Origin of the sequence: Nocardia sp. NPDC006982 (assembly GCF_042869435.1) — a bacterium.
In the GTDB taxonomy this organism is placed as follows: domain Bacteria; phylum Actinomycetota; class Actinomycetes; order Mycobacteriales; family Mycobacteriaceae; genus Nocardia.
The window spans coordinates 184,099-201,773 of record NZ_JBIAFV010000015.1 but is presented as its reverse complement, the minus strand read 5'-3'; the positions used below and the strand labels follow the sequence as shown (position 1 = coordinate 201,773).

Annotated in this window: 13 protein-coding genes; 6 read left to right on the top strand and 7 right to left on the bottom strand. The window is 65.0% G+C overall.

What is annotated here, in order from left to right:
* Positions 1-70 precede the first annotated feature (70 nt).
* The 6 genes from ACFYOW_RS39065 to ACFYOW_RS39040 all read right to left on the bottom strand — a co-directional run bounded on the left by ACFYOW_RS39065 (position 71) and on the right by ACFYOW_RS39040 (position 7,831).
* On the bottom strand, positions 71-451 hold the full coding sequence (locus tag ACFYOW_RS39065; RefSeq protein ID WP_387295306.1) for a hypothetical protein: 381 nt from the start codon (positions 449-451) through the stop codon (positions 71-73).
* A 296-nt stretch (positions 452-747) separates the two neighbouring features.
* A complete protein-coding gene (gene glmM / locus ACFYOW_RS39060) occupies positions 748-2,124 on the bottom strand; it encodes a phosphoglucosamine mutase (RefSeq protein ID WP_387295304.1) in 1,377 nt (458 codons plus the stop codon).
* A gap of 217 nt (positions 2,125-2,341) precedes the next feature.
* Complete coding sequence (gene rpsI, locus ACFYOW_RS39055; RefSeq protein WP_063039085.1) at positions 2,342-2,842, bottom strand: 30S ribosomal protein S9; 501 nt, start codon at positions 2,840-2,842, stop codon at positions 2,342-2,344.
* Positions 2,839-3,282, bottom strand: coding sequence for a 50S ribosomal protein L13 (gene rplM / locus ACFYOW_RS39050; RefSeq protein WP_040686710.1), 444 nt, complete (start codon positions 3,280-3,282; stop codon positions 2,839-2,841). Before rplM ends, rpsI begins: the two co-directional genes overlap by 4 nt.
* A 144-nt stretch (positions 3,283-3,426) precedes the next feature.
* Positions 3,427-5,202 carry a hypothetical protein gene (locus ACFYOW_RS39045; RefSeq protein ID WP_387295302.1) on the bottom strand — a complete coding sequence of 592 codons (1,776 nt, stop codon included), beginning with the start codon at positions 5,200-5,202 and terminating at the stop codon, positions 3,427-3,429.
* A 64-nt stretch (positions 5,203-5,266) separates the two neighbouring features.
* Entirely contained in the window at positions 5,267-7,831 is a 2,565-nt protein-coding gene (locus ACFYOW_RS39040) for an FHA domain-containing protein (RefSeq protein WP_387295300.1), read from the bottom strand.
* A 108-nt stretch (positions 7,832-7,939) separates the two neighbouring features.
* Here ACFYOW_RS39040 and ACFYOW_RS39035 point away from each other — a divergent pair, with 108 nt between their 5' ends.
* Positions 7,940-9,385: a metallopeptidase gene (locus tag ACFYOW_RS39035; RefSeq protein WP_387295298.1), complete on the top strand. Its 1,446-nt coding sequence runs from the start codon at positions 7,940-7,942 to the stop codon at positions 9,383-9,385.
* A gap of 158 nt (positions 9,386-9,543) precedes the next feature.
* On the opposite strand, the gene ACFYOW_RS39030 is transcribed toward ACFYOW_RS39035, so the two are convergent.
* On the bottom strand, positions 9,544-10,866 hold the full coding sequence (locus ACFYOW_RS39030; protein WP_387295296.1) for an FHA domain-containing protein: 1,323 nt from the start codon (positions 10,864-10,866) through the stop codon (positions 9,544-9,546).
* Positions 10,867-10,981: 115 nt separating this feature from the next.
* Here ACFYOW_RS39030 and ACFYOW_RS39025 point away from each other — a divergent pair, with 115 nt between their 5' ends.
* The 5 genes from ACFYOW_RS39025 to ACFYOW_RS39005 all read left to right on the top strand — a co-directional run bounded on the left by ACFYOW_RS39025 (position 10,982) and on the right by ACFYOW_RS39005 (position 17,671).
* On the top strand, positions 10,982-12,187 hold the full coding sequence (locus ACFYOW_RS39025) for a hypothetical protein (RefSeq protein WP_387295295.1): 1,206 nt from the start codon (positions 10,982-10,984) through the stop codon (positions 12,185-12,187).
* A gap of 278 nt (positions 12,188-12,465) precedes the next feature.
* Complete coding sequence (locus tag ACFYOW_RS39020; RefSeq protein ID WP_387295293.1) at positions 12,466-13,554, top strand: hypothetical protein; 1,089 nt, start codon at positions 12,466-12,468, stop codon at positions 13,552-13,554.
* A gap of 35 nt (positions 13,555-13,589) precedes the next feature.
* Positions 13,590-14,756 (top strand): hypothetical protein, encoded by a 1,167-nt coding sequence (locus ACFYOW_RS39015; RefSeq protein ID WP_387295291.1) that lies wholly within the window; start codon positions 13,590-13,592, stop codon positions 14,754-14,756.
* Between the two features lie 9 nt (positions 14,757-14,765).
* Positions 14,766-15,977, top strand: coding sequence for a hypothetical protein (locus tag ACFYOW_RS39010; protein ID WP_387295289.1), 1,212 nt, complete (start codon positions 14,766-14,768; stop codon positions 15,975-15,977).
* 98 nt (positions 15,978-16,075) lie between these two features.
* The gene (locus ACFYOW_RS39005; RefSeq protein ID WP_387295287.1) at positions 16,076-17,671 is read left to right on the top strand and encodes a serine/threonine-protein kinase; all 1,596 of its coding nucleotides are present in this window, start codon (positions 16,076-16,078) and stop codon (positions 17,669-17,671) included.
* The last annotated feature ends 4 nt before the right edge of the window (positions 17,672-17,675 follow it).

Below are 17,675 nucleotides of genomic sequence, written 5' to 3'. Positions count from 1 at the left end.
ACGGCCCAAGCTCAGAACACCGGGCACATGATCAATCATCATGCCCCAGAACGCAATTCGCATGGGTCAATCACGGAAAGCGTGCCAGATCCAGTTCTAGTTCGGCCTTGTCGACGTGGTCACGATGGACGATCAGGCGGCGGGAGCGCGAATCCTGGATGCCCAGTACATGGGTGGGTTGGCTGTGCGGTGTTGGGAAGCCGTGCAGTTCGGCGGCCGTGTGATACGCGGCGGTCAGGGTTGGCACTCCCATGGATAGTCGGGCCGCTTCGACACGGAGTTGGGCGGAGGGCGAAGTGGTCGCTTCGCGGAAGACGCCGCGGAAGACTCGGACCCATTCGCCTCGGTCGAGTAAATTTCGCATCTCCGCGCGGGTGTACTCGCATAGCACCTGCCATGAGGTGAACACCCCGAATTGCTTGTCCCGTACTTCTTCCAGGCCTGGTCGCATACGCCAACTATCGGCGAAACCGAACCTCGCCCTCGGTGCCCGACCAGCGCAGACAGAAAGTCTGTGGATAACCGATTCCCTGTGGACAACTCGCCGTTGCCGCAGCGAACCTTCGAGACTCGCGCGGGCCCCGCCACCCAAAGCAGCCGGCTCGCAGGCGGCCATCGAGGCCGATCGAAGGAGCGCTCGAGATGGGGCGCAGAACCATCATTCGACTCGACTCGTCGACCGCATGGCTCCATGCGGCTTACCTTCCGCATGGAGCAGACGTGCGGCCGATCGTGCCGCTGCTCCAACTACACCGCGGCTACGCGCTTGGCCAGATCGTCGGCCAGTTGCTGGGCTTGAACCGGGTCGGTCGCCTCGACCATCACCCGAACCAGTTGCTCGGTTCCACTGGGGCGCAACAGGATTCGCCCGGAGTCCCCGAGGGCTCGTTCGGCTTCCGCTACCGCCTCGCGGATTTCGGGGGCGGCGGCGACCGTGGCCTTGTCGGTAACCGGGACGTTCACCAGCACCTGTGGCACGGTCTGCAGCACCGCAGCCAAATCGGCCAGCGTGCGGCCGGTCTGCGCCATACGAGCCATCAGTTTCAATCCGGTGAGGATGCCGTCGCCGGTGGTGCCGTAGTCGGAGAAAACCACATGGCCGGACTGTTCACCGCCGAGGTTGTAGCCGCCGCGACGCAACTCCTCGAGGACGTACCGGTCGCCGACGGCGGTGGTGCGCAAGGTGATTCCCGCTTCGCGCATCGCGATGTGCAGACCCAGATTGCTCATGACCGTGGCGACCAGCGTGTTCTGGACGAGCGAACCGGTCTCGTGCATGGCAAGCGCGAGGATGGCCAGGATCGCGTCACCGTCGACGACGGCGCCCTCGGCATCGACGGCCAACGTGCGGTCGGCGTCACCGTCGTGTGCGATGCCGAGGTCGGCGCCGTGCTCGCGTACCGCGTGCTGAATTTGTTCGAGATGCGTTGAGCCGCAACCATCATTGATGTTGAGGCCGTCCGGTTCGGCATTGATCGCGATGACCGTCGCACCGGCCGCACGGTAGGCCGCGGGTCCGACCTCGGAGGCCGCGCCGTGCGCACAGTCGACGACGACGGTCAGCCCTGACAGGTCCTGTCCGGTCGCCTCGACCAGATGCTCGACGTACCGCTCGTGCGTGCCCGCCTCGCTGTATTGATTCGGGATCACCAGCCCGTGATCGCGGGCGCCGGAAGCGTTCAGCACGCGACCGACCCCCGCACCGATCGGCCGCAGCGTCGCATCTTCGGCGATCAACGCCTCGATCCGGTCCTCGATCGCATCGTCGAGCTTGTGCCCGCCGGCCGCGAAGATCTTGATTCCGTTGTCCGGCATGGGGTTGTGCGAAGCCGAGATCATTACGCCGAGGCAAGCGTCGTACAGACCGGTCAGATACGCCACGGCCGGAGTCGGAAGTACGCCTACCGAAAGCACATTCACGCCCGCGGCGGTCAGACCCGCGGTGACCGCGGCCTCGAGCATCTCACCGCTGGCGCGTGGATCGCGACCGACCACGGCGAGCGCACGCTCCTTGCCGCGACTCAGGATCTGCGCGGCCGCACCGGAAACCCGCAGCGCCAGTTCCGGACTCAGCGATTCATTGGCAAGCCCACGGACTCCGTCGGTGCCGAACAAACGTCCCACTACCCTCGCCCCTCATCGTAGATCCGCGGCGTGCGCGACGGGCACGGAGGCGGCAGCCCGCGTAACCACGCAGGGCCCCGCAAACGCCGCAAATAGATACAGCACGAGAGCAGGCGCCCAGCCGTACTGGGAGCCTGCTCTCGCACAGGTGCCCCGCCGACCGTACCGCCTCCGACACCTCCAGGGTGGCGGATGACGGTGGCCGACGTAGCCAAAATCAGCGCTTCGAGTACTGCGGCGCCTTACGGGCCTTCTTGAGGCCGTACTTCTTACGCTCGGTAGCACGCGGGTCACGCGTCAGGAAGCCGGCCCGCTTGAGGGCGGGACGGTCGTCCGGAGTGACCTCGATGAGCGCACGGGCGATGGCCAGACGCAGCGCACCGGCCTGGCCCGAGGGGCCACCGCCGACGAGACGCGCGTGGATGTCGAAGGACTCGGTCCGCTCGACGGTCACCAGCGGCGACTTGACCAGCTGCTGGTGCACCTTGTTCGGGAAGTAGTCCTCGATGGTGCGGCCGTTGAGCACGAAGTTGCCGGTACCGGGCAGCAGGCGCACACGAACGACGGCCTCCTTGCGACGACCGACGGTCTGCACCGGGCGGTCGATCACGACCGGGGCGTAGGCGGCGGGCTCGGCCTCGTAGCCGTAGTCCTCGTCGACGACCTCGACGTTGGCGTCCTCGGCGTAGTCCTCGTTGAATTCCTCAGGAGCGGTCACTGGGCCACCTGCTTGATCTCGAACGGAATGGGCTGCTGAGCGGCGTGCGGATGCGTCGGGCCCGCGTAGACCTTCAGCTTGCCCGCGATGGCGTTGCCGAGCTTGTTCTTCGGGATCATGCCCTTGACGGCCTTCTCCACGAGACGATCGGGCCGCGACTCCAACACCTGACCGACAGTGCGCGACTTGAGGCCGCCCGGGTGTCCGCTGTGGTGGTGGATCAGCTTGTCCGCCTTCTTGTTGCCGGAGATGGCAACCTTGTCGGCGTTGATGATGATGACGAAGTCGCCACCATCGAAGTTCGGCGCGTAGGTCGGCTTGGTCTTGCCGCGCAGCAGATTCGCTGCCTGGACGGCGAGACGGCCGAGCACTACGTCAGTGGCGTCGATGACGTACCACTTGCGGGTCACGTCACCCGCCTTGGGGCTGTACGTAGGCACAGTGGTTCCCTGTCTGTAGTCGGTGTTGCCAGCCACGGCGTGCAGTCGAGCGGTTCCCGGCGGCCGGTTGAGACCCAGGGCTCGACGTACTTCCACACGCCAACGGGCAACGATACCAGCCATGCCCCAGCGGTATGAAACCGGTCAGATCTCGATCGGTGGGCCGTGGTCGATGGCGCCGGGCGGGCCCGGGACCACGTAGCGGGGGACGTCGATGCTCGGCTGCGCGCACTCCGCACCCGCGGCGTCGAATCCGGAATCGCCCGGTTCCGATACCAGGCCAGGGTCGTATCCGCGAGCCGCGGCAATGCCTTCACGCTGCTCATTGGTGACATACGGGGTCAATGGGCAGGAGACCGGCGTGCCGGCGACCGAAGCAGCCGGTTCGACTCGGTCACCACCGGAGGGCATGGCCATCGCGGCCAGCACGGCGGCACCGGCCACCGCCGGCGCGCCGAACAACTTGCCCCAGCGCTTGCCCTTGCCCCTGCGCGGCTTGTCCGCGTCATCGTCGGATTCGTGCGGATGCCACTCCGACTGCGGCGGTTGATCCTGCGGCGGCTGGTAGGGACCGCGCGGACCCGACGGCGGCACCGGTCCCTGGGCTGCGGGAGGCCGACCGATAACGCTGGGCCGCTGCTCGTCCGGATACTGCCCGGGCGGGCGGGTGAATCGGCTACCCAACTCGGCGAGGTTCGGCGGCAAGGACTCCCGGCTGACCCGGGTGGTCGGCTCCTCCCCCGTCGGCTCGGTCGAGGGTTGAACGGTCGGATATCCGGGCCCGTACTGAACCACCGGCGGATGCGACTGCCCGGCCTCGCGCTGGCCCTGCCCCTGCTCCGGTCGGACCGGCCCCTGCTCAGGCCGAACCGGCCCTTGCTCCGAACGAGACGGCTGCAACGCCTCGGCCTGGCGCTGCGCCGACAACGCCTGCGCCTGCGCGGCCTCGGCCTGCCGCTGCACCGAAAGCGCCTGCTGCTGTGCCGATTCGGCCTGATACTGGGGCGACTCCGCCTGCCGCACCCGCGGCGGCGCGGGCTCGGCATGCCGTCCCGCCGACTCCGGCTCACCGTTCTCGTTATCGGTCACCAGCAGATGCGAGGCACCGAGCACCAGCGCGTGCATCGGATGATCGGCCACATGCAACCGGTGCCCGAGATGATTCTGGAACGCCAAGCGCAGCGCGTCGTTGAAGCAGACATTGCCGGACAACAGCACCGTCGAGGTGTCCGCGCCGATCGAGCGGGCCGCGGCCATCACCTCGATCACCACATTGTCGGCCGAACGCGCATCGCGCATGGCCTCCGCGGTGACCGGCACGTCGACCGATTCGGTCGGCTGCTCATCGTCCCCGTGCACCGCGACGACCAGCATGGTCCGCCCGTCGGAGTACACCCCGGTCGCGCCGATGCCGTGTGGATTGCGATCGTCCGGGGACCGCACCAGACCGAGCGCACGCACATATCCGGACAGCGCAACGCTTTCCGGCAGCGGTTCGACCGTGACGTCCAGCCGTTCGACCAGGTCGACGTACACATCGACCTTCGCGTCGGGCCAGCCGTCCGGGAACGGCAAGGCGACCAGATCCGGTTTGCCGCGCAGATATTTGCCGATGGCCGCGAGCGGGTTGTACATGCGGGCACGGAAGACCAGCTCGGCAGGCCAGGTCGCACCGGCCACCACGATCTGCGGATGGCCGAGGATGTCGCGCACGTCGGCGATCGCCATCCCCAGATCCGGCCGCTGCCGCTCCACTCCGGCGGTGTGCAGCCGACCCGACGAATCCGCCAGCAGATATGCCGGCGGCGTGTATGTACCTTCTACCTGCACGGGCCGGATCGGTGTCCCACCGCCGCCCGCGGCAACGGACACCACATCCCATCCGAGATGTACTGCCCCAACTCGCACCGTCACAGGCATAAGTGTGCCTGCTGCGCGAGCGACATGCTCACCGCATCTGGTGAGAGCCCGCCTGAGCGGCCCCTCACGCGTTCGACTTCCGCAACCGCAGCCGACGCCAGGTGATGATCGCCAATACCGCGGTTATCGCGACGAGCAGGCCGATATCGAGATACCAGATATTCGGCTCGTGCTTCCACAGCGCGTCGGGTTGCGCATTGGCGAACAGTGTCCGAATATCCACCGTCGACGCCCCGGCCGCATAACCCCATCGTGACGGGAACAGCCACGAGACCTGTTCGAGCACCACCCGGTCGGTCACCGGAATCAGGCCGCCCGCCATGACCAGCTGGACCATGATCATCACCACGAGCATCGGCATGACCTGCTCGTTGGACTTGGCCAGACTGGACAGCAGCAGGCCGAAGACCACACAGCACACCGCGGTCAACGCGATATCGAGATAGAGCTCGGTGGGCCCGTTCGGGATCACCGCACCCTCCAGCGGCGGCTTCTTACCGACCAGCGTGATGCCGACCAGCACCGCCGCCTGCAGGAACGCGGTAATGCTGAACACCGCGATCTTGGCGAGCAAATACGCGGAGGGCAGCAGCCCGACCGCGCGCTCGCGATAAAAGATGGTGCGCTCGCCGACCAGATCACGCACGGTCAGCGTGGATCCCATGAAGCAGGCGCCCAAAATCAATACGACAAGCAGTTGCTGGGTCTCGCTGCCTCCGGACGGGACGAACAGCACCTCGTTGCCGCTCTGCACCTGCTCCAGCGGACCGCTCTGGAAACCGTTGCTGCCCGGCACCACCAGCGACAGCGCACCGAGGATAAAGGGCAGGATCACCAGGAACGCCAGGTAACCGCGGTCGGCGAAGATCAATCGGACCTGCCGTCGCGCCAAGGTGGAGAACTGCTTGGCGCGCCCGGATTGCGGCGGGCTGCCCGCCGAGCCCTGACGCGGTGGCGCGGGCGGTGGCGGCGGTGGCGCGAAGGCCAGCCTGGACCGGTACGCGGCGAATGCCTGATCCGGATTCGCGGCGACCCGCCCGAAAATCTCCGCCCAGTCGCTGGTGCCCATGGCCGCGCCGACGCTGGCCGGGTGACCGCAGAAGGCCGTCTTGCCACCGGGTGCGAGCAACAGCACCTGATCACACATGTCCAGGCAGGCCACCGAGTGGGTGACCACGATGACGGTGCGACCGGCATCGGCCAGCTCGCGCAGCATCGTCATCACCTGACGGTCCAGCGCCGGATCCAGGCCCGAGGTCGGTTCGTCCAGGATCAGCAGCGACGGACCGGTGAGCAGTTCCAGCGCCACCGACGCGCGCTTGCGCTGACCACCGGAGAGCCGGTCCACCCTGGTCTCGGCGTGTTCGGTGAGCGAAAGTTCTTTCAGCACACCGTCGATCACCTGCTGGCGGTCAGCCTTCGAATTGTCCGGCGGCAGTCGAAGTTCGGCGGCGTAGCCGAGGGCTTGGCGCACGGTCAGCTGACGGTGCAGCACATCGTCCTGCGGCACCATGCCGATGCGGGAACGCAGCGCCTCGTATTCGGCGTGCAGATTGCGACCTTCGAAGGTGACCACACCGCCGGAGGGCTGCGTGCTGCCCGCGATCAATTTCGACAGCGTCGATTTGCCCGCACCGGAAGGTCCGATGAGTGCGGTGAGCGTGCCCCGTCCCGCCTGCATATTCACATCGACGAGCAGCTGCTTATTGCCCTCGACAGTGAATCCGACACCGTGCACGTGCAGGCCCTGTTCGGCGACCGGCTTCTGCCGATGCACCAATGTGCCCTGCTGGACGACGAAGTCGATATTTCCGATGGTGATGATGTCGCGCTCGCGCAGCACCGTGCGTTGTTCGCGACGGCCGTTGACGAAGGTGCCGTTGGCCGAGCCGAGGTCCTCGATGGTCAGGCCCTCGGAGTCCGCGACCAGCCGGGCGTGCTTGCGCGAGGCCAGCGGATCGTTGACGACGATCTGATTGTCGGAGGTACGACCTATATTCAGCCCGCCGGGCGGCAGGCGATCGGCCCTCGCGATCGGCGCCGTGGACGGGCGGGTGCGAACCGGCGGCAGCATCGAGGTGTCGGCCTTGAAGGTCATATTGACGTTCGGCTGCTGCGGTTGGGAGGGCGGTGGCTGCTGGGGTTGCGGCTGCGAAGGCGGTTGCGGGGGGTGCTCTGGACGTTGCTGTTGCGGACGCTGCTGGGACGGGGGCGGTGCCTGCGGTGTCCGTCGCGGATGTTGATAACCCGGCGGCACCGACGACTGTGGTTGCGACGGTGGCGGTTGCGCTGCCTGCGGTCGCTGCGGCTGGGCCGGCGTCGCGGGCAGCAGATGCAATAGCGGACCACTGATCGCATCACCGAGGCGGACTTGCGTCGGCCGATTGATCGGCACCGGCTGACTCAACCGCCGCGCATCCACGAAAACGCCGTTGGTGCTGCCATTGTCGGTGAGTACCCAGCTGTTCCCCTGCCAGGCGAGCGTCGCATGCACCCGCGAGACCAGTGGGCTGTCCACGAACAACGTCACTTCCGGTGCGCGGCCCATCGTGACCTGTTGATTCGAATCGAAGACCCGTTCGGTTCCATCATGGCGCACGGTGATGGTCTGCGCCCCCGGTAAAGACATGCAGCGGATACTATTCCATCACCCGGACTTCGGCGGTGCCCCCGATGCGCCTTTATGCCCCGATCCGGAGACCGTTATGAACGTGCGACCGGCCGACTAGGGGGAGCCTTGCCGAAACTCCGAGCGACCGCAGTCATTGCCGCAGCACTGTGCGTAATCGCAATGTTGGCGGGCTGCACTCGCGCGGTCCACGGTCGAGCGGTTTCGGTCTACGACGATCCGTTCAAGGTCGCCGGACTGCCCACCACGAACGGTCCGAGCGGACCGCGCGACGGCGTCCCCGACAGCTCGCTCACCGCGGTGAACGGCGACAGCGGCGAGGTGGATGCCCTGGCGCTCAACGCGATCGATGATATCCAGACATACTGGCGCGCCGAATACAGCAAGGACTTCGACGGCGAATTCAAGCCGGTCGACAAGCTGATCTCCTGGAGCGCGAAGGCGCCGCGCACCCAGGCACTCGAATTCTGCAGGGAATCCACCTATCACCTGGTGAACGCGGCCTACTGCCGACTGGACAACTCGATCGGCTGGGACCGCTCGGTGCTGTTGCCGACGATCGAGGACACCTTCGGCAAGATGGCCGTGATCATGGTGCTCGCCCATGAATACGGACACGCCATCCAGACCCTGGCGAAAATCGTGCAGGCGAAGGATCCGGTGATCGTCAAGGAGCAGCAGGCGGACTGCTTCTCGGGTGCGTTCATTCGCCATGTGGCAGAAGGCAAATCCAAGCACTTCACCATCAATACCTCCGACGGCCTGAACTCGGTGCTGGCCGCGACCGTCGCCATTCGGGACTCCAATCCGGATGATCCCGAGAGCGTGCACGGTTCGGCATTCGAGCGGGTCACGGCCGTGCAGATCGGCTTCACCGATGGTCCGAAGGCGTGCAAGGCCATCGATATGCACGAAATCGAGCGCCGCCGTGGCAATTTGCCGCAGAGTTTCAAGGACGATCCCGGCCACGGCGAGAATCCGATCGACAAGGACAGTCTGATCGAGCTCAGCAAGGCACTCGCCGCGATCCTGCCGCTGAAGTCGGCGCCGACCTACGACTACTCCGGCGCGAAAATCGACTGCAAGAACGGCGTTGCCACACCGCCGGTTTCGTATTGCCCGGCCAAGAACACCATCGCGACCGATGTGCCGGCGCTCGCGCAGCGCGGCACCTCCGATGCCGATGACAATGATCCGTTGCCGCTCAAGGTGACCGGCGATTACAACGGCTACATCGTCTTCATCTCGCGCTACACCCTCGCCGTGCAGCAGAGCAACGGCCAGCAGCTCGTCGGTGCCAAGACCGGATTACGCGCGGCCTGCCTGTCGGGTGTGGTCACCGGCAAGCTCGCGCAGCCGGGACGAACCCAGGCCCAGGGCGATATCGTCTTGGCCGCAGGCGATCTCGACGAGGCGGTCTCCGGACTACTGGCCGACGGGCTGGCGGCCAGCGATATCGAGGGCAAGACCGTACCGAGTGGGTTCTCCCGGGTCGACGCGTTCCGCGCCGGAGTGCTCAACGGCGAGCACACCTGCACGTCGCGGTATTCCTGAGCTCCCGATCGTGAAATGTGTCAAAACGCGCAACACCTGCACGACCTGATGAATTGCTCCACCAGGGTTGGCCTGCAACCAAAGTCACAGGTCTGCTCGTGGCAGTACCACCGCCCGGCGACACCGGGTCTTATAGATGCCGCGGGTCGGCTGGTCGATCACCCGAAAGGTGGCGGGGCGGCTGGTTCGAATCGCAGCACCCGGTTGCCGATCATGATTTCGGTGCCGGGTATCAGGCCCATCGGCTGGTGGGGTGGGAGGCGGATCCAGTCGCGGTAACCGGGCAGGCGGGTGCGGGTGCCATTGGTGGAACCCCGATCCACCAGGGACACATCCCAATTCACCAGCAGCACCTCGGCGTGCGCGCGGGACATGCCGCCCGAGGAATCCTCGACCTTCAACGGCACCATGCCGCGGCGGGCCTGTTCGGAATGTTCTGGATCGCGGCCGAGGACCGCATCCGCGGCCAGCATGTAGGTCATGCCGTCGTCGAGGACCAGCATGCCCAGCGGCGGGCGGACCACCTCGATCAGCTGCTGCGTCTGATCCACCGGCATCCCGCAGACCGTGCAGAACGCCGAGCGCGGATCGCTGGGATGCGCACGCGCGCACTTGAATCCCAGCACCTTGACGGTGAGCGCGGTGGCCTTCGCGGTGGCCTCCAGCCTGCGCTGCAGATCCGGATCCGGGCGCGGGGCCGGATTGGTGCCGCCCATTTGGGTCGGCGCGTGATGCGGGTCGACCGGTTCCTGCTCCTGAACCGAATCGAGCATCGCGGTAGAGGCGCGGGTCTCGGTCAGATGTTCGGCCTCGAGCTGCGGTTCGGGCTCGGGACGCTGGGTCGGTCCCGAGTCGATGCGCGCGGTCGGCGGTGGATGCGCGTGCTCGGATCGCGCCGGTTCGGACCGGCCGCGCACCGCGTCGGACCAGACGATCGCGCCGCCCGCCTGTGCGATTCCCTCGACCAACCAGCCGATCCCCCGCTCGGCGGGCATATCCGGAATGCGGCCCTTGGGGTCATCGACGAAGAGCGCGACCGCACGCGCGGGCACCGATGCGACCCGGTCCACCGTGAAGGCAGCATCGCTGCCCCGATAGCGCTCGAGCGTTCCGTCACCGGCGAGCACCGCGGTGACGGCACCGTGCAGGAAGATTGCCACCCCGCCGGTCTCGGCCGCGGACAGGATGCCGAAATCGATTGGCGCACCGGGACTGATCCGCTCGGCATGCGTCATCAGCCAGCGGGTTGCCGCCCGCGCGACCAGCGCGCCCTGCCCCTCCGGATGTTGTTCGGCGGCGTCGCGCACGAGTTCGGCCAGCGACTCCAGCGCGATGACGGCGGGTGCGTCCGGAGTCGGGCGCGCATGCCCACGATGTGCGACGACCACCACCGCACCCGCGACCCGGGCGACGGCGTGACCTCCGACAACGACCTCAACCTGCCGATCCTTCAACGGTATCGGCCTTTCGGAGGTGCGCATCGCGCGGTCGTCGCCACATCGACAAGGGTATTGCAATCCAAGCCCTGAGGGGTCCCCCTCCCCGGCGTCCGTCCGGTAACTTCAGATGGACATCGGGAGGAACGAGGGGCCTGTCATGGTTAGGACTTCGCGCATCGCGCTCGCCGTGGCTTGTATCGCGGTGACCGGCGTGCTGGCCGGCTGCAGCGGCGTGCAGGGTACGCCGCTGGCGGCCGAGCAAGACGTGCGCAAACTGGAGGTCGGCACCTATCCGGTCGATCGACACAAATACGACCAGGACGCGGGCTCGAATGGGGCGCTGGTCGAGGGCATGCGAATGTCGGAGGCCGTGGTCGCCAGTTCGAAGATCGACCCGTCGCTCACCTACGGGCGCGAAGGCAAGGTGCTCAGCAGCATCGACGATGCCGTCGAACACGTCGCGTCCGCGTCCAAGCCGGTGCTGGTGAACCGTAAGTACCTCACCGGATACGCCACCAGCGGTTCGGACAAGCCCGATCCACCGGGTCAGACCCGGCCGTCGGCCGACACCACCGCGATCACCAACGTGGTATTCCGGTTCCCGGACGAGGCCACCGCGAAGATCGCCGCCCGGGAACTCGAAGACGCCGATATCAACATCTCACCCGACAACCGCAAACTGACGTCGAGCAAATATCCGGATGCCTATATCCACTGGCGCCCGGGCATTGCCAATATCGGAACCTTCATGGCGCACAAGGAGTTCGTCATCTCGCTGTTCGTCGGACGGCCCCGCGCGGACAGTTCGGACCTGCAGAGTTGGGTCGAGAAGACACTCGACGCCCAGGTCCCCGCGTTGGACAAATTCCAAGCCACGCCACAGGACAAATTCAGCAGCCTGAAGGTCGACCCGGAGGGCATGCTCGGGCGGGTAGTGGTCGCGGATCGTCGTGGGCACACCCCGAATGCCGATAACTTCGCGATCTACGGTCCGAGTTATTTCGTGCACTCGGCCGAGGACGAGGCCAAGACCCAGAAGCTGGTGGACGAGGTCGGGGTCGAGCGGTTCGCCATCGTCGACAACGGCTCGGTCACCCGCGTGCGCGACTATCCGGCCGGCCAGAAGTTCATCGACGGGCTGATCGACGAGGTGCGCAACACCTTCGACCCGATCGACGCACCCAAGGATGTGCCAGGCGCGAAGTGCTTGCAGCTCAACAGCAAAGGCGATCCCGAGCGGCAGTACAAGTACCGCTGCTACGTCCCGTACAAGCGGTATGTCGGTGTGGTCACCAGCGATAAAGAGCCGGATGTGCGGCAGAAGGTGACCGCGCAGTACGCGCTTTTGGCCAATAGCCTCTGACACGGCATGCGCAGAACGCGGTTCCGGTGCTCAAAACCCACGTGACGTAGGGGCCGGCCGAGTCGCTGCCCTTCCCAAAACGGTTCCGGCGCTGACGAGAGGTGTGAAGTAGGATCCCGCGGGGAGTAAGCGAACGGGGAGAACAGCTCCGGAACGGGGGAAGCATGAGGTACCGAGGCGGGTTCGTCGCACTGCTCGCCGCAGCAACCGCAGCGAGCGTGAGTTGTTCGACGACCGTGACAGGGCAACCGGGGCCGGGGCTTTCGCCGGTCGATGTCGTGACATTGAAGACCGGGGCGTACACCGCCGAGCCGACTGCCTACGCTCCCGACATCACCAGCATTCCCGACTTGCGGCTGATCGAAGCGCGCCGAATGCTCAACTACCTGGTTCATCCGTTCGAGATCGACAGCGAAATCAGCGTGACCGCGAATCAGACGTTAATGGCGAATGCCGATTCGATGATCAGCGAGAAATCCTTTCCCGAACTGTATCGTCCGGTCGCGACGGACAACAATCTCCTTGCGGGAGTTTATGTCTCCGGCACCAACGGTAATCTCCGCAGTCGTAAGAAGCTGATCATCTCGATATTGCGCTTCCCGACCGACGCGGCCGGGCGAGCCGCCGCCGACCAGTTCGATCAGCTCACCAACAGCAATCCGGGCCGTCATCCGGTGGCCATCCCGGGTCATTCGGATGCTCGGGCCTCCTCGGCCGACGACAAGACGGTGACCTCGTTCGTCGCGCACGGCCCGTACGTGATCGTGGCGAATGCCGCTCTCCCCCAACCAGATCAGACCATGGTCGCGAACAATATCGGTAAAGCGATCGACCTGCAGATCACCCGATTGGACCAGCAGAAGCCGGTACCACTGGACGACTTGCTCGACCTGCCGACGGATCCGGACAACATCATGCGCCGCGCACTGCCCGAGGCCCCGGACTTCAGCGACCCGTTCATCGGCAAGAGTGATTTCGGCTATTTCGAACCGTCCGGCGAACTGCACTTCGAACGCAATCCGATCGAGCTGCAGAAGGCATTCGATGAGAGCGGGGTCGATCTTGTCGGACGCCGTGGCGCGATCCTCTATCGTGCGCGGGACCTGTCCGGCGCCTTCCACCTCCAATCCGTCCTGGCCAAGGCCGGTAAGAACGACGAGATCATCCCATCGCCACCGGGCCTGCCCGATGCCACCTGTATCAAGCTCGATACCAGAGACGACACAAGGAATTTCGATCAATATTGCGTCGTGGTCTATGGGAGGTACGCGGCCGTTGTCGTAGGGCGCACGTTCACCGGAAACCTGGACCCGGTGCTGTACCAGCGCGCCGCCGCTCAATACGCAATCCTGGCCAAGAGCGAGTGAGTCCGAACATGCGATTCCGACACAGCCTGTACGCCATGATCGCCGTGGCCCTCGCCGCTACCGCAGCCTGCGGTGACAGCAAGGACGCGACCACCCCCGCCATCGACGTAACCAAACTGGACTCCGGGAACTATCCGACAACGCCACGCGATATGGAATCCACGCGCACGGCGGACTCGGGAGCCAACCTGGAGTCGGTGCGGATCGGAAACTCGATACCGTTGCCTTTCGAAATAGACGGGAAGTTCGCTTACCAGCGCCTGGCATCGGTGGATGGGCGGACCACCCTGAAATCACCGGCAACCATGACCTCTATCCCGAGCATGGAGTTCCCCGACCTCGCGCAAGGACTCGTCGCCGGGTGGGAATCATCCGGCGAACGCCGCAAAAACCCGTGGGTCGGCAGCTCGGTAATCATTGATACGCTTCGATTCTCCGACGCGGCCAAGGCCGAGACCGCGGCCCGTCGCCTGGCCGACCGCCAGGCGGAGCTGGACCCCGGCGAGACCGTGACGATCCCGGAACACCCGAGCGCCCGGGCGAAATGGTCGCCCGGTAAACGGACGCTGGATTCATTTCTCGCACACGACACCATGCTGCTGTACGTGTACATCACCGATCCGGTCAGCGAACCTGTCGACACCGCGCCGCTGATCGCTTTCACCCAGGCGACGTTTACCAAGAGTATCGAGGCACTGAAGAACTATTCGCCGACGCCGATCGATCAGCTCGGGTCCCTTCCGCTGGATGTGGACGGCCTGCTCGGCCGGACCCTGCCGCTCGAAGACCGGCAGATGAGCATTTCCGGGATCGATCGGACGAGGCTCATGACCGCACGCAGCGCGCTGCCCTCCGAGAGGTTCCCGGCACTATCCAAAGCCGCCTTCGATGATGCCGGCGTCGATCTGGTCGCATACTCCGGCGAAAAGGTTTTTCGCACTCGCGATGTCAGCAGCACCGTCCGCCTGATCGCCGCCCTTATCGATCAGCGATCCGATGGATACCGCCCGATCGACGCGCCACCGAACATGCCGGACGCGAAGTGTTTCGACACCAAGGACAAAAAGACCTCTTCACTCAGTTATCCGCCGGTGTGCTATCTCGCGTACGACCGATATGTCGCGAAGGTCGAGGGAACCAATGTGCAAGAGGCGTACCAAAAAGCGGCTGCGCAATACAAGTTACTGGCTTACGGGCGTTAGGGGGAGGGCATGAAGCTCACTACCAGGCCGACGGCCGTTCGAATAGTGGTGGCGTTGTGCACGGTCGCGGCGTTGGCTACCGCATCGGCGGGCTGTGGCTCGCAGGTGACCGGACAGCCGGTCCGCGCAGAGCCGGACGCGTCGAAGCTCGATTTCGGCAACTATCAGACCAAGCCGCGCCAAGTGGGTAATGCCAAGAGCAGCAAACAAGCTCGGGCGCGCGAAGCACAACGACTGGCCGACTATGTGGCGCTGCCGTATGAAGCCGATCCCGCCTACGTCGAGGATGCCTGGGGCATCGCGACGCATATTGTCCTCAACCGCAAGACCCTCGGCAGCCTGGTCATCAACGACACCTTCGATGATGTCGCGAAGGAGTTGGTCGCGGGCTGGGTCAACGCGTGGCGAACCGGGGGCGCGCAGGAGGACAAGCGACGAACGCTGAATGTCGCGGTGCTGATGTTCCCGGATGCGCAAACCGCGTCGGCCGTCGGACCGACCCTCGAACACGACGACTTCACCTACAACGCCGACAATCAGCCCGTTTCGATTTCGAAGCCGAATACGTACGCACATTGGCGGCCCGACATCTCCTCCGTCGGCTCATGGACGGTGCACGACCGGTACATCGTCTACATCAAAGTGGTGGACGATACCTCGGCACCCGATCTGCCCGCGTTGACATCGCAGGTCGAGAAGATGCTCGCAGTGCAACTCCCGCTGCTCGACAAGTTCCAGCCGACTCCGGCCGGCGAACTCTCACGTATCCCGCTCGACCCACAGGGTTTACTCGGCCGAACCATACCCAGCAATCCGGAAAGTCCCATTCGCGCGGAGCCCGATGGTGTTTTCAGCGGCCGCGGGACGGTGTCGTTGATGAATGCCGGCCAAGCAACACTGCCGGAACTGGAGAAGTACAACGTCGATCTGGTGTCCTTCGGCGATGCCGTCGTCTTCCGAACCAAATCTCTGAAGGACGCCGACGGCCTCTGGACGACGTGGCAGCCACTGAAGCCCGATCAGAAGATGGTCGCTGCACCGGCCGGACTCGGCGAACATGTCCAATGTTTCGCGGATGGAGTAACCGAGAAGAATCCGACCGGCTCGACAAATCTCTGTATGTTCCAGGTCGATCGGTACGTCGTGCAGGCATTCGGGAAGCAGCTGCAGGATCTGCACCAGAAGGTCTCCGCGCAGTATGTCCTGCTGCAGAGCCGTTGAGGACGGTTCGGATGCGACTCGAATACCCACCGACGACTTGCTAGATTTCTGACGGAGGCTCGCGTGTCCGGGCGTTCGACATCATCGAGGAGGACCGAATGGCGTTGCGGCCCGGCGCAATCGTAGGCGGCTACCGGGTACTTCAAGTTCTCGGCAGCGGCGGTATGGGCACGGTTTACCTGGCCCAGAACCCGATCCTCCCGCGTCGCGACGCATTGAAGGTGCTGAGCGCCGATCTGTCCACCGACGACGAATTCCGCGCACGCTTCGAGCGCGAAGCGAATCTGGCTGCCGGACTCGATCATCCGAATATCGTCGCGGTGTACAACCGCGGCGAGGAGAGCGGGCAGCTGTGGATCGCCATGCAGTACGTCGACGGTGTCGATGCCGCGGACGAGGCCAAGAAGGGCCCCTCCGTGATGACCCCGCAGCGCGCCCTGCGGATCGTGTCCGAGGTGGGCAAAGGGCTCGACTACGCGCATCGGCGCGGGCTGCTGCACCGAGATGTGAAACCGGCGAACTTCCTGCTCTCCGCCGCCGAAGCAGGCGATGAGGAGCGGGTACTGCTCACCGACTTCGGTGTCGCAAAATCGTCCGAGGACGGCCAAGACCTCACCGCGACAGGCAATTTCATGGCTACCGTTGCCTATGCCTCGCCTGAGCAGTTGGTCGGAACCAGCCTGGACAATCGCGCCGATATCTACAGCCTCGGCTGCTCGTTCTTCAAGCTGCTGACCGGGCAGAACCCGTATCCGTCGACCATGCCGGCCGTGGTCATGATGGGCCACATGCACGAGCCGCCACCGAAACTGAGCGCGGTTCGACCGGGACTGCCGCCCGCGTTGGACGCGGTGATCGAGAAGGTGATGGCCAAGGACCCGACACAGCGCTACGCAACATGTCGCGAGTTCACCCAGGCCGCCGAGGCCGCCCTATACGGTGCTCGATTCCGTGCCCCGGAGGCCGGGTACTCGACCGAGAACCGCATGCCTGTCGCGGGATATTCGACCAACCCGACCATGCCGGTTACCGGAGATCCGTACGCTTCCGGCACCGGCTACCACACCCAAACCCGGACTTCCACAACAGGATTCGCGCCCCAGGAAAACGCCGACCAGAGCCTGATCGCGACCCAGCGAAACCACTCGCGCCGGTCACCCATCCGCCGATTCCTGATACCGGCGGCTCTCGCCGTGGTCGTCGTTGCCGCTGTCGCAGCTGGAACGTTTTTCTTGTCCAGCGGCGGATCCGATTCCGGTGGTGGCGACAAGGTGACCGAAGCACGAAACGCCAATCCGCAATTCTCCGGAAAGACGGTCACCGCATTCAATTTCGGCAACTCGACGCTCTCTGTGGTGCTCAATCCCAGCGAGCAATCCAAGTTCCTGCAGAACCTCGGCTTTGTCTACAGCACCAAATACAAGGCCGTCGGCGATGAGAAGTCGCCCCGCGCACTGTCGGCCGCAAGTTATTCGGCGGAGGTCGATTCCGAGGTCGTGATCGTGCTGCGGACCGACAGCCAAGCCGGGAACGGTGGCCTGCGTGGGTTGCCCGGCAGCATCCTGTCCAGCAACGCGAAAATCGTTGTGATCGACGACCCCTCGACCGTACAGGCTTTCCAGGTATGGACCGGGCAGTCCCAGGACGCACTGGTCGACAAGATGGTTCCGTCGATCGCCAAGGTCGTCAAATAACACA